Annotated in this window: 9 protein-coding genes; 4 read left to right on the forward strand and 5 right to left on the reverse strand. The window is 66.9% G+C overall.

Translation table 11 applies throughout. The annotated features are described in order from the left end of the window. The first annotated feature begins 95 nt into the window (after positions 1 to 95). Positions 96 to 1166, forward strand: coding sequence for an AbrB family transcriptional regulator (locus V7S63_RS15930; protein ID WP_336530927.1), 1071 nt, complete (start codon positions 96 to 98; stop codon positions 1164 to 1166). Between the two features lie 42 nt (positions 1167 to 1208). Here the strand turns inward: V7S63_RS15930 and V7S63_RS15935 are convergent, their stop codons facing one another. The 5 genes from V7S63_RS15935 to V7S63_RS15955 all read right to left on the reverse strand — a co-directional run bounded on the left by V7S63_RS15935 (position 1209) and on the right by V7S63_RS15955 (position 8238). After that, positions 1209 to 2798 (reverse strand): ABC transporter substrate-binding protein, encoded by a 1590-nt coding sequence (locus tag V7S63_RS15935; protein WP_100965489.1) that lies wholly within the window; start codon positions 2796 to 2798, stop codon positions 1209 to 1211. Positions 2799 to 2890: 92 nt separating this feature from the next. Then, positions 2891 to 3820, reverse strand: a complete 930-nt coding sequence (locus V7S63_RS15940) for an SMP-30/gluconolactonase/LRE family protein (RefSeq protein WP_336530928.1) — start codon at positions 3818 to 3820, stop codon at positions 2891 to 2893. Positions 3821 to 4133: 313 nt separating this feature from the next. Further along, positions 4134 to 5501, reverse strand: coding sequence for a glycolate oxidase subunit GlcF (gene glcF, locus V7S63_RS15945; RefSeq protein WP_336530929.1), 1368 nt, complete (start codon positions 5499 to 5501; stop codon positions 4134 to 4136). A 116-nt stretch (positions 5502 to 5617) separates the two neighbouring features. Continuing rightward, a complete protein-coding gene (locus tag V7S63_RS15950) occupies positions 5618 to 6805 on the reverse strand; it encodes an FAD-binding protein (protein WP_336530956.1) in 1188 nt (395 codons plus the stop codon). Continuing rightward, positions 6802 to 8238, reverse strand: a complete 1437-nt coding sequence (locus V7S63_RS15955) for an FAD-binding oxidoreductase (RefSeq protein ID WP_336530930.1) — start codon at positions 8236 to 8238, stop codon at positions 6802 to 6804. The genes V7S63_RS15950 and V7S63_RS15955 overlap by 4 nt, the downstream gene beginning before the upstream one ends. 113 nt (positions 8239 to 8351) lie before the next feature. Between V7S63_RS15955 and V7S63_RS15960 the strand changes: the two genes are divergently transcribed. The 3 genes from V7S63_RS15960 to hisS all read left to right on the forward strand — a co-directional run bounded on the left by V7S63_RS15960 (position 8352) and on the right by hisS (position 12192). Beyond that, positions 8352 to 9257, forward strand: coding sequence for a LysR family transcriptional regulator (locus V7S63_RS15960; RefSeq protein WP_336530931.1), 906 nt, complete (start codon positions 8352 to 8354; stop codon positions 9255 to 9257). Between the two features lie 97 nt (positions 9258 to 9354). After that, entirely contained in the window at positions 9355 to 10482 is a 1128-nt protein-coding gene (locus V7S63_RS15965) for a hypothetical protein (RefSeq protein ID WP_336530932.1), read from the forward strand. Between the two features lie 159 nt (positions 10483 to 10641). Further along, positions 10642 to 12192, forward strand: a complete 1551-nt coding sequence (gene hisS, locus V7S63_RS15970) for a histidine--tRNA ligase (RefSeq protein ID WP_336530933.1) — start codon at positions 10642 to 10644, stop codon at positions 12190 to 12192. Positions 12193 to 12250 lie beyond the last annotated feature (58 nt).

Genomic DNA, 12250 nt, shown 5'->3' on the forward strand with positions numbered 1-12250 from the left:
GGCGGTCATGCCCCGCTTGCGTCAGGGGCGTTTGACCTGAGCGTCAGCCGCCTCCATTGATGCCCGATGCGTCCTGACGGCGCATCGCGAGCCTCATGCCTGTCCCAAGCTATATCCCCTATCATCTGCGCACCTTGTCGCGTGAAGCGGCGGTGATCGCTTGTGCGGCGGTCGGCGGCACGCTCTTCACCTTGCTGGGGGTACCGGCGGCCTGGCTCTCGGGCTCGATGCTGGTGGTCTCGATCTTCGGCATCACCCGGCCGCTGCCGGACCTTCGCCGCCCCTGGTTCGATTCGACCATGGTGATGTCCGGCGCGCTGATCGGCTCGGCGGCGACGCCCGAGGCGCTCGCCGCGACGGCGCGTTATCCCGGCTCACTCTTGGTGCTGGTTGTCGGCCTCCTCGCCATCATGCTGGCGACCGGCGCCTATCTGCGCTTCGTCGCACGCTGGAGCTGGATCGATTCGCTCCTCGCCGCCGCGCCTGGCGCGCTCTCGGCGGTGATCTCGGTGGCGCAGGACAAGGGCGCCAATATCGGCCGCATCGCCGCGATCCAGCTCTTCCGCATCCTCGTCCTGGTCGCGGTGCTGCCCAGCATCATGAAGCTGAGCAGCGGCGGCACCCCGCTCTCCTTGCCGCCTCCGGTCGCGATCGCCAGCGTCGGCGACCTGGCGCTGCTGCTCGGCAGCGGCCTGGTGACGGGACTGATCTTCGAGCGCATCGGTATCACCGCGCCCTTCATCCTCGGGGCGACACTGGCGAGCGCCGTGTTGCACGGCACCGGCCTCGTCCACGGCACCATGCCGCCGGAGATCGCGATCGCGGTGATGGTCATGCTCGGCGCCGCGATGGGCGGGCGCGTTTCCAATCTGAAGCGGGGCGAGATCGCGGCGCTGTTCCCGCTCGCGATCGGGGGCTTCGTCGTCTCGATGGCGGTGGCTTTCGCCTTCGCCTGGCCGGCGGCCTGGCTCGCCGGCGTGCCCTATGCCAGCGCCATGGCAGCCTTCGCACCGGGCGGGCTCGAGGCGATGGCGATGCTTGCCTTCGCCATGGGGCTCGACCCGCTCTATGTCGGAGCGCATCACCTGACACGCTTCATGCTGCTCGGGCTCCTGATGCCCTTCCTCGTCGGCTGGGTGCAGCCGGAGAAGCCTCCTGCGCCATAGCGGCGGCCCGGAGCCTGCGAAGGCCGGCTCCGGGGGCAGGGGTCAGTCCAGGCTGATCGTGGTCAGGTCCTGGAACCAGTGCTGGGCCAGCACGAACTGCTTGATCTTCGGCGAGAGCACATGCGGGTTGGTGTCGTGCACGACCCAGACCAGAACCGCGTCGTCGACGATCTGCGCATGCGCCCTGGCCAGCAACGCGTCCTGCCGGGCGACGTCGAAGGTCTTCATCGCCTCGTCGAGCAGCCCGTCGACCACGGGGCTCGCATAGCCACCCCAGTTCACACCGACCGGCGCTGCCTGGTTCGAGTGGAAGAACCGGATGATCGCATAGAGCGGATCGGAGGTGACATAGGCGATGTTGTTCGAGCTGATGCCCGCGTTGATCTCGTCCTTCGCCCCCTTGCGCCAGTGGGTGTACAAGAGTTCGAGCTCGACCACCTTGAAGTCGATCTCGATGCCGACCTCCTTCAGGTTCTGCTGGATGAACTCGTTCATTGGCAACGACAGCATCTGGCCGGTGCCGCCCTGCGCGATCACGAAGGTCGCCTTCAGCGGCTTGGCGGGCGAGTAACCGGCTTCCGCCAGCAACTTCTTGGCTGCTTCCGGATCGTACTTGATCTCGAAGCCCGGCTTTCCGAACCACGGGCTCGCCGGATCGACCTGGCCGACGGCAGGCTTGGCGAGGCCGTTCATCAGCGCCACCACGCCGTTGCGGTCGATCGCCAGGTTCATCGCCTTGCGCAGCCGAATATCGGTCCAGGGCGAGCCGGGAAGCACGCTGAGATGGTAGTTCCAGACATGCGGCGTGACGTTCTCGACGATGCGCATGCCGGCCCGCTTCAGCTGCGGCACGGTGTCGGGAGCCGGCGTCTCGATCAGGTCGACCTGGCCCGCGATCAGAGCATTGGTCCGCGCCAGCACCTCCGGCATCGGCACGAGCACCAGCTTGTCGACCTTGGCCAGCCTGTCCTTGTTCCAGTAATCCGCGTTCTTGCTGAGCTCGGCGAGTTCGCGCGGCACCAACCGGGTCAGCCTGAACGGGCCTGTGCCGGAAGGCTCGCGAGCGAACTTGTCCCAGTCCCGGCCGAGCTTCTCGTATTGCGCCGGGCTCGACACCAGGAACCAGAGCATCTGGTAGGGAAAGAAGGAGTCGACCGCCTTGGTGGTGATCTCGACCGTCTTGGCGTCGACCTTGCGCCAGCTCGCGATCGAGGGCAGGCGCGGTTTGACCTGCGCCGCCTGGCGCCGGTCGTAATGCGCCGCCTTCTCGTCGAGCACCTTGTCGAGATTCCAGACGACGGCGTCGGCGTCGAAGGCGCTGCCGTCATGGAACTTCACGCCCTCGCGTAGCGTGAACAGCCACTTCGTCGGGTCGGCAGGATCGACCTTCCAGCCCGTGGCAAGCCCCGGAACCAGCTTGCCAGGCCGGTCGCCGATATTCATCTCCCAGGCGACCAGCGGATCGTAGAGCGTATAGCCCGTGAATTTATAGGCGCCCGCACCGCGATCGGGCTGGCCGGAGGTCAACGGTATGTCCGCCATCGAGATGCCGTAGCGGACGACCGTCTCGGCCAACGCCGGACTGGTCAGGAAAAGGGCGATGAGGGCGGACCCCGCCAAGCGTTTGAGCATTGCGCGCACCGGTGTGAGGAGTGGTGCGCCATCTCGGCAAAAGCCGTGCCATCTGGAACCTTCGGTCGGGCGACTATGGCCCTCGTCAGCGCTCAGCCGACGCCGTTGGTGTGGGTCATCAGCGCATAGAGCGATGTGGTCCCGCAGATGAACAGCCGGTTCCGCTTCGGGCCGCCGAAGCAGAGATTGGCGACCACCTCCGGCACCAGCACCTTGCCGATCAGCGTGCCGTCCGGGTCGAAGACGTGGAGACCGTCGGCGGCGCTGCTCCAGAGCCGGCCTTCGACGTCGAAGCGGAATCCGTCGAACAGCCCGCTCGTGCAGGTGGCGAAGACCGAGGAAGCGCCTAGCGTTGCGCCGTCGCCGGTCACCGCGAACTTGCGGATATGGCGCGGCCCGTTCTCCGGATCATGGCTCGCCCCGGTGTCGGCGATGTAGAGCGCGCTTTCGTCGGGCGAGAAGGCAAGGCCATTAGGCTTGACGAAATCATCGGCGACGATGGCGATCTCGCCGCTGTGCGGATCGATGCGATAGACATTGCAGCGGCCGATCTCGCTCTGCGCCTTGTCGCCCTCATAGTCGGTCAGGATGCCGTAATCGGGGTCGGTGAACCAGATCGAGCCGTCCGACTTCACCACCACGTCGTTGGGCGAATTCAGGCGCTTGCCCTGGTAGTGGCTCGCCAGCACGGTGACGGAGCCGTCATGCTCGGTGCGCGTCACCTGTCGCCCGCCATGCTCGCAGGTGACGAGCCGGCCCTGCCGGTCGACGGTGTTGCCGTTCGAATTGCGCGCTGGCTGGCGGAACGTGCCGACCTCACCGGTGAGGGCGTCGTAGCGCAGCATCCGGTTGTTGGGGATGTCGGACCAGACCAGCGTCTGGTGCGCCGGGAACCAGGCCGGGCCTTCCGACCAGCGCGCCCCGGTCCACAGCCGCTCCATCCGGGCCGAGCCGGGCACGATCCGATGGAAGCGCGGGTCGAGCACCTCGACGCGAAAACCCTCGATGAAGCCGAATGTCATGCCTGTCCTCCCTTGGTGGCGGGAGGATCGGCGATCATAGCCGTGGAGGCAATCGCGTGAAGAACACAGCCAGCATGCTCGGGCGTCATTCTCGGGCTTGGCTAGGAGCGTCCGAAGGTGACGGCCTGCCGACGCAGGCTGGCTCGCGCAGATGACGGGCGCGGGGAACCCTTCTCCCGTGTGGGAGAAGGGCAGGGATGAGGGCCTGCCCTATCCGATTGAGGTCGCAGCGGTGCCGTTGCGTTCAGATGATAAGCGGCGGTCCCTCACCCCTGCCCCTCTCCCATCCGGGAGAGGGGTTCCCCGCGCTTAATCACTCAGCCGCGACGAGCTCCGGTGCCACCGCTTCCCCGATCCCTGCCTTGGCCAGCTTCTCCGGCAAAGGCCCGCCGGTCGCCCAGTCGAGCAGTTCGGCGGTGTGCAGGATCGGCGTCGTGGCGCCGCGGTCGGCAAAGCCCTTCGCGATCTGGGTGATGCAGCCGATATTGCCGGTGGCGACGAGGTCCGGCCTGGTGCGCTGAATGTTGCCGACCTTGCGCTCGCGCAGCTGCCCGGCGATCTCCGGCTGGAGGATGTTGTAGACGCCGGCCGAGCCGCAGCAGATATGGCCCTCCGGCACCTCCTTGACGCGGAAGCCGGCCCGCGCCAGCAGGCGCTTCGGCCCGTCCTTGAGCTGCTGGCCGTGTTGCATAGAGCAGGCGGAGTGGTAGGCGACGGTGAGGTCGAAGCTTCGGGTTGGCGCGATCTCCAGCGTCTCGACGAACTCGGTCACGTCCTTGGCGAGGCCGGCGACTTTCGTCGCCTTCTCCGCATAGGCCGGCTCATTGCGGAACATGAAGCCGTAATCCTTGATCGTGGTGCCGCAGCCCGACGCCGTGATCAGGATCGCATCGAGACCCTCGCCTTCGATCTCCGCCATCCAGGCGTCGATATTGGCGCGGGCGAAGGCGAGCGCGTCATGCTCGCGGCCCATATGGTGGACGAGCGCGCCGCAGCAGCCCTCGCCCTTGGGCAGTATCACCTCGACGCCATGTCGGGTCAGCAGGCGGATCGTCGCCTCGTTGATGCCGGGATCGAGCACCGGCTGGGCGCAGCCGGAGAGGATGGCGACGCGCTTGCGATGCTCGCCCTCGGCCGGGAAGGAAGCTGGCCCTTCCATCGAAGAGCGATCGGGCAGGCTCCAGGGCGCCAGCGCCAGCATTGCCTTCAGCCGGTCGCCGACGACAGGCAGCGACCCGAGCAGGCCCGCCAGCGGCTTGCCAAGCCGCGCCGCCAGCATGGCGAGACGGAAGCGGCCGGGATAGGGCAGTATCGCCGACAGGACCGCACGCAACGTCCGGTCGACGACGGGCCGTTCATAGGTCTCCTCGATGTGGGCGCGGGCATGGTCGACCAGGTGCATGTAGTGCACGCCCGAGGGGCAGGTCGTCATGCAGGACAGGCAGGAGAGGCAGCGGTCGACATGCTTGACCACGTCCGGCGTCGCCGGCTTGCCGCTCTCCAGCATGTCCTTGATCTGGTAGATGCGCCCGCGCGGCGAATCGAGCTCGTCGCCGAGCAGGAGATAGGTCGGGCAGGTCGCGGTGCAGAACCCGCAATGCACGCAGGTGCGCAGGATCTTCTCGGAGGCCGGAAGACGCGGGTCGGAGGCGAGAAGCTCGGGCGTGAAGTTGGTCTGCATGATCCTACACCGTCATGCTCGGCCTTGTGCCGAGCATCCACGTCTTGAACACCGCCTTCGCGAAAGGAAGACGTGGATGGTCGGGACAAGCCCGACCATGACGACGACACGCCATCTCACACCCCCGCATACATCCGGCCAGGCTCGAACACGCCCTCCGGATCGAAGCTCTTCTTGATGCCCGCCGTCACCCGCATCAGCGGCTCGGAGAGCGGCTCGAAGACGGGAACCGCTGCCCGCACCGCATCGGGCGCCCGCACAAGCGTGGCATGGCCGCCGAGCGGCTTCAGCGCGGTGCGGATCGCTGCCGCTCCGGCATCGCCGTCGGCTGTCACGGCGAGCCAGATGAGGCCGCCGCCCCAATCGTAGAACCAGCGCGCGCCGGGTACCATGCGCGCGATCGCGGCGGTCGCTTTCGGCCCGTTGGTCGGTGCAAGCGAAAGCCGCCAGACAGCCTCCGGCGTGCCGGCGAAGAAGGCTGCATCCCTGACCTCGCGCCAGAGCGCGTCCGAGGCGCGGCCCTCGATCAGCTGCGGCCGGCCGTAGCCTTTGAGCAGGCGCGCGAGCTCGGCGGCGCGGTAGCTGATCGAAGCGGAGAAATTCTCGAGCCTGAGCAGCGTGCGCGCGTGCTCCGCGCCGACGCCGGCCGGCAGATGCGCTGCAGCCATCGGCTCGAAGGGCGAGCCGAGCGCCCCCGACAGCAGCGCCACCGCGGCCTCGTCGGCGAGGTCCTCCCAGATCAGGGTGACGATGCGCTCCGGCCGCGGCAGCACGCGGAAAGTCACTTCGGTCAGGAAGCCGAGCGTGCCGAAGCTGCCGGAGACGAGCTTGACCAGATCGAGGCCGGTGACGTTCTTCATCACCCGCCCGCCGGATTTCACGAGCTCGCCGCGTCCGTTGATCAGCTTGATGCCGATCAGGGAGTCGCGAGCGGCGCCGGCATTGATCCGCCGTGGGCCCGAGATGTTGCCGGCCGCGATCGCGCCGATCGTCGGCTCGCCCTCAGTGCCGAACAAAGCGCGATGATCCATCGGCTCGAAGGGTAGCATCTGGCCGCGGCTTGCCAGCGTCTCCTCGATCAGCTTCAGCGGCGTGCCGGCTTTTGCGCCGATCACCATCTCGGAGGGTTCGTACAGGGTGATGCCGGTGAGTTCGGCGCTCGAAATCGTGCTGACGGCGTTGTCCGGCCGGCCGAGACCGGAACGGGTGCCGCCGCCGCGGATGGCGAGCGGAACGCGCGCCTCGACGATCGAGGCGACGACGGCGCAGGCCTGCGCCTCTGTGGTGGGGGTGTGGAGCATCAGGCCGCGATCCGCCCTTCCAGCGGGAACACTTTCGCCGGGTTCATCAGCCAGCGCGGATCGAACACTGCCCTGACCCGTTGCTGCTGGTGCAGATCGGCCTCGTTGAACTGGACCGTCATCAGGTCTCGCTTCTCGATGCCGACGCCGTGCTCGCCGGTCAGGCAGCCGCCGACCTCGACGCATAGCTTGAGGATGTCGTTGCCGGCGTCCTCCGCCTTCTGCGCCTCGATCGGGTCGTTGCAGTTGTAGAGGATCAGCGGGTGGAGATTGCCGTCGCCGGCGTGGAAGACATTGGCGACGCGTAGGCCATAGCCCTTGATGATCTCGTCCATGCGCTCGAGCACGAAGGGCAATTGCCCGGTCGGGATCGTGCCGTCCATGCAGATATAGTCGGCAATGCGGCCGGTGGCGCCGAAGGCGGATTTGCGGCCCTTCCAGATCGCCGCCGTCTCCATCGCCGACTTGCTCTCCTTGACCGTGCCGACGCCGTGCTCCCGGGCGATCGCGACAATGCGGGCGAGCTGGGCATCCATCTCGGCCTCCGAGCCCTCGACCTCGATGATCAGCAGCGCGCCGCAATCCATCGGATAGCCGGCATGGGCGAAGGCCTCGCAGATCTCGATCGCCGGCTTGTCCATGAACTCCATCGCCACAGGAATGATGCCGGCGCCGATGATGGCTGCGACCGCCGCACCGGCCTCGACGCTGGTCGGGAAGCCGAACAGGACGGGCCGCGCGCCTTCCGCCGAGCGCAGGATACGCACCGTCGCTTCGGTGACGATGCCGAGCTGGCCTTCCGAGCCGACGATCAGGCCGAGCAGGTCGTAGCCGGGGGCGTCGAGGTGACCACCGCCGATCTCGACGATGCTCCCGTCCAGCATGACCAGGGTGACCCCAAGCACGTTGTTGGTGGTGACGCCGTATTTCAGGCAATGGGCGCCGCCCGAGTTCATCCCGATATTGCCGCCGATCGAGCAGGCGAGCTGCGAGGACGGATCGGGCGCGTAGAAGAACCCGTCTGCCGAGACGGCGCCGGTGACGGCGAGATTGGTGACGCCGGCCTGCACCTTTGCCACCCGGTTGGCGTAGTCGATCTCCAGGATGCGGTTCATCTTGGAGACGCCGATCACCACCGCGTCCTCCTGGGGGATCGCGCCGCCGGCTAGCGAGGTGCCGGCGCCGCGCGGCACCACCGGCACGCCCTGTTCGGAGCAATAGCGCAGCACCGCCGCGACCTCCCGCGTGGTCGAAGGCAGCACGACCGCGAGCGGCATGCGGCGATAGGCGGTCAGCGCGTCGGTCTCATAGGGCCGCCGCTCGTCCTCGGAGGTGATCAGCGCGTCGCGCGCGACCAGTTTGGCAAGGCCCGAGATGATGGCGTCGCGGCGGGCGAGGATGCCGGCATCGGGCGCCGGAAAGGCGATCGCACTCATGACACTCCGTCCTCACCCTCTCCGGTTCTCGCAGGACTCTAGAATACTTCCACAGGGGATGCAGCGGGGCTAACGTGCATGATTATTTCCAAAACGGAAAAGATGGTGGACGCATGGACAGATTCGGCGACCTCGACGTCTTCGCCCATGTCGTCACCGCCAGGAGCATGTCCGCCGCCGCACGCGAACTCAATCTCTCGCCGGCCGTCATTTCCAAGCGCATCCGCCGCCTGGAGGACCGGCTCGGCGTGCGCCTGCTCCAGCGCACCACCCGGCAACTCTCGCTGACAGAGGCCGGCCAGGGCTTCTATGAGCGCGTCGTCTCGATCCTCGGCTCGATCGAGGAGGCGGAGGCCTGGGTCGCCAGCGGCACAGGGCAGGCCCGCGGTACCCTGCGCGTCTCGGCGCCGACCTCGTTCGGGCGGATGCATGTCGCGCCGCATCTCAAGCCCTTCCTCGACGCCAACCAGGCGGTGAATGTCGAGCTGATCCTCAGCGACGCCTTCGTGGACATCGTCGCCGACGGCTTCGACGTCGCGATCCGGATCGCAGACTTGCGCGATTCCAGCCTGGTGGCGAAGCGGCTGGCGCCGAACCACCGCGTGCTTTGCGCGACGCCGGGCTACCTCACCGCCCGCGGCATACCCGGGACGATCGAAGACCTCGCGCGCCACACCCTCATCGCCCACAATGCCGACCAATGGCGTCTCGACGGACCGGAGGGCCAGGTGACGGTCAAGATCAACGGCCAGCTGCGCACCAATTCCAGCGAAGTCGTGCGCGAAGCCCTGCTGGCGGGCGTCGGCATCGCCCTGCGTTCGACCTGGGATGTCGGGCCGGAGCTGAAATCGGGCGCCCTGGCGCGGGTGCTGCCGGCCTATTCGGTCGGCAAGCGCGTCGCGGTCTACGCGGTCTATCCGAGCCGCCGGCACATGGAGCACAAGGTCCGCGCCTTCGTCGATTATCTCGCCGAGCTTTACGGGGCGACTCCGTACTGGGATGAAGGATTGGCGTTGTAGAAAGCGCTTGCGCCGGGAGGATCGTGGCCGCCAATATCATCGTTAATATTGGCCGGAGTGCCTCTATCCTTTCCATGCCGCAACGGAATTGATGCCCATGACGGATTGTCTCAGCTCGCGTTTCGTCGCTTTGGCGTGTCTCACCCTGCTTTCTGCTGCCGCGGCGACACCGGCAGCCGCACAGATTCGGATCGACAGGGACCAGACCGGGCGCGTCGTCGCGATCACCGGCCTGCCGACCGGCTCAGGCTGTGTCCGCGGCACAGGCACGGGGCAGGTCGTCGACCGCGTGGTCGAGAAGGGCGAGCTGCAAGGCTTCACATTCAACGAGCCGCCTTACGACGACAGCTACATCAATCTGCCTGCGGCCTACGATATCAGGGATCGTGCGGCCTATGCCCGCCTCCAGGCCGCGTTCGACGACCTTTTCCGCAAGGGCGCCCGCCTCAAGATCAGCTCCGTCGCATGCGGGGCTGCCGGCAGGATCGTCAAGCTGGTGTCGGCCACGCTCATCGACGGTCCTCCGGCGCCAAAGGCAGTGGCTGTCCCGGCTCCAGCTCCGGTTCCCGCTCCCGCCACACCCGTTGCTCCGCAGCCAGCTCCCGTCGCGGCCGAGCCTGTCGATGCCCTGCTGCGATCCCCCGACAGCCCCGCAAAGCCAGCCGAGGTCCCGAAGGTCGACGTGCCACCCGCTGCTGGCGTCAGCCAGCCGAAGCATGCGGCCGAGCAGCCACCGGCTGCGGCGAGCGAACCAAAGCCGGCGGCGGAAACTCCGCCGGCCGCTCCGCGCAAGCCCTCGCGCTGGCGGCTGACCCAGCCGACGAAAGTCCAGGTCGACATCTCGATCAGCTCGAATGACCGGGCTTTCAGCCTCTCGCTCAGTTGCAGCAAGGGTTCGAAGGGTGGCGTTGACATCAGCAACTGGTTCCTGCCGCCCGGCAACTGGTCGATCTCGAACTCGCCGACGCCGGTCTCGATCGACGGGCGCCCGCAGCGCTGGGAAGTCGGAGGCGCGGATGAGGGCCTCGTGTTCAGCGATGGCGAATTCAATGGCATGGCGACGCTTTCGCCCGGCGCGCGCGACCAGCTCGCACGCGGCCAGCGCTTCGTCGTGAGCGGCCGCATGGATCGCGGCGGCAGGCCGCGCGAGGCCGTTTTCGACATATCCAACAGCGAAGAGGTTTTCGCCGCCTTCGATGCGCGCTGCCGGGCGTTCCGTCGCTGAGATCCTGCTTATGGCTGGTGACCCTGCGAGGGCGAGTGCCGTCGCAGCGGCCCGCGAATGATGCGCTTGGCCGGATTGCGCCGCCGTGCTTGCCCCAAGCGGCGGTCCGGTCTAACCCGCTCGGACATCGATCAGCATTGACTTACCGAGTTCCCCGCCATGTCCGCCGACAAGTCCGCCCCTGCCAAGCTGAAGGCCCGCCAGCCGCGCGGTTTCGTCGATCGCGGCCCGGCCGATGTCGCCGCTACCGAGCGCATGCTCGCCGTGATCCGCGAGAGCTTCTCGCTCTACGGCTTCGATCCGGTGGAGACGCCCTTCGTCGAATACACCGACGCGCTCGGCAAATTCCTGCCGGACCAGGACCGGCCGAACGAGGGCGTCTTCTCCTTCCAGGATGATGACGAGCAGTGGCTCTCGCTGCGCTATGACCTGACGGCGCCGCTCGCCCGCTATGTCGCCGAGAATTACGACGCGCTGCCGAAGCCCTATCGCAGCTACCGCGTCGGCTATGTCTTCCGCAATGAGAAGCCGGGCCCGGGCCGCTTCCGCCAGTTCATGCAGTTCGATGCCGACATCGTCGGCAGTGGTACGGTCGCCGGCGATGCCGAGATCTGCATGCTCGCCGCCGACACGATGGAGAAGCTCGGCATCAAGCGCGGCGACTATGTCGTCAAGGTCAACAACCGAAAAGTGCTCGACGGGGTGATGAAGGCGATCGGCCTCGGCGGCGACGCGAATGTCGGCCGCCGGCTGACGGTGCTGCGCGCCATCGACAAGCTCGACAAGTTCGGACCCGAGGGTGTGCGCCTGCTGCTTGGCGAGGGTCGCAAGGACGAAAGCGGGGATTTCACCAAGGGGGCGGGTCTGGACCAGACCCAAACTAACTACATCATCCAAGTGGTCACTTCAGCGCCTGAAATGTGGGCTGACAATCGGACCGAGCAGCAACGCGCAAACGCTTGGAATGAGCAAAGTCCAGAATTTACCGCTGAAGGCTTCAAGGAACTCAGTCAAATCAATGACTTGGTTCGCGCTGCCGGTTATGGTCCCGACCGCATTCGTATTGACCCGTCGATCGTCCGCGGTCTCGAATACTACACTGGCCCGGTCTACGAGGTGGAGCTGACCTTCCCGGTCACCAATGAGGACGGACAGGTCGTCCGCTTCGGCTCGGTCGCGGGCGGCGGGCGCTACGACGGCCTCGTCGGCCGCTTCCGGCCCGAGCCCGTGCCGGCGACCGGCTTCTCGATCGGCGTCTCCCGGCTCTATTCGGCGCTGAAGGCGGTGAAGTCGCCGATCGTCGACCAGAAGAACGAATTGCCGCTCGTCGTCGTCACCGCGATGGACAACAAATCGCCGGAGTTCATGCCGGCCTATCAGGCTTTCGTCGCGCAGCTTCGGCAGGCCAAGGACGAGCATGGCAGGGCGCTCTGCCGGGCCGATCTCTATCTCGGCTCCTCCGGCTTCAACGCCCAGATGAAATATGCCGACCGCCGCGGCGCCGTCTGCGCAATCATTCAGGGTTCCTCGGAGCGCGAGGCCGGCACGGTGGTGATCAAGGACCTGATCCTCGGCGCCGAACTCGCTGCAGCGGGCCGCGACGTCAAGGACTCGGCCGAGCACAAGGAGCGCCAGGCGCAGGCGCAGTTCTCCGTGCCGAAGGGCGAACTGGTCGAAGGAGTGAAGCGGGTGTTGGCGCGACATCGCTAGCTCCCTTCTCCCCTTGCGGGAGAAGGTGCCGGCAGGCGGATGAGGGGTCGCGCTGCGC

This window comes from Allobosea sp. CCNWLY174, from assembly GCF_037120455.1.
Lineage (GTDB): Bacteria > Pseudomonadota > Alphaproteobacteria > Rhizobiales > Beijerinckiaceae > Allobosea > Allobosea lupini.

Bases quoted from the DNA above. Each gene is read 5' to 3' on its own strand.
- V7S63_RS15930 (WP_336530927.1), top strand. From the start codon at position 96: ATGCCTGTCCCAAGCTATATCCCCTATCATCTGCGCACCTTGTCGCGT.
- V7S63_RS15935 (WP_100965489.1), bottom strand. From the start codon at position 2,798: ATGCTCAAACGCTTGGCGGGGTCCGCCCTCATCGCCCTTTTCCTGACC.
- V7S63_RS15940 (WP_336530928.1), bottom strand. From the start codon at position 3,820: ATGACATTCGGCTTCATCGAGGGTTTTCGCGTCGAGGTGCTCGACCCG.
- glcF (WP_336530929.1), bottom strand. From the start codon at position 5,501: ATGCAGACCAACTTCACGCCCGAGCTTCTCGCCTCCGACCCGCGTCTT.
- V7S63_RS15955 (WP_336530930.1), bottom strand. From the start codon at position 8,238: ATGAGTGCGATCGCCTTTCCGGCGCCCGATGCCGGCATCCTCGCCCGC.
- V7S63_RS15960 (WP_336530931.1), top strand. From the start codon at position 8,352: ATGGACAGATTCGGCGACCTCGACGTCTTCGCCCATGTCGTCACCGCC.
- V7S63_RS15965 (WP_336530932.1), top strand. From the start codon at position 9,355: ATGACGGATTGTCTCAGCTCGCGTTTCGTCGCTTTGGCGTGTCTCACC.
- hisS (WP_336530933.1), top strand. From the start codon at position 10,642: ATGTCCGCCGACAAGTCCGCCCCTGCCAAGCTGAAGGCCCGCCAGCCG.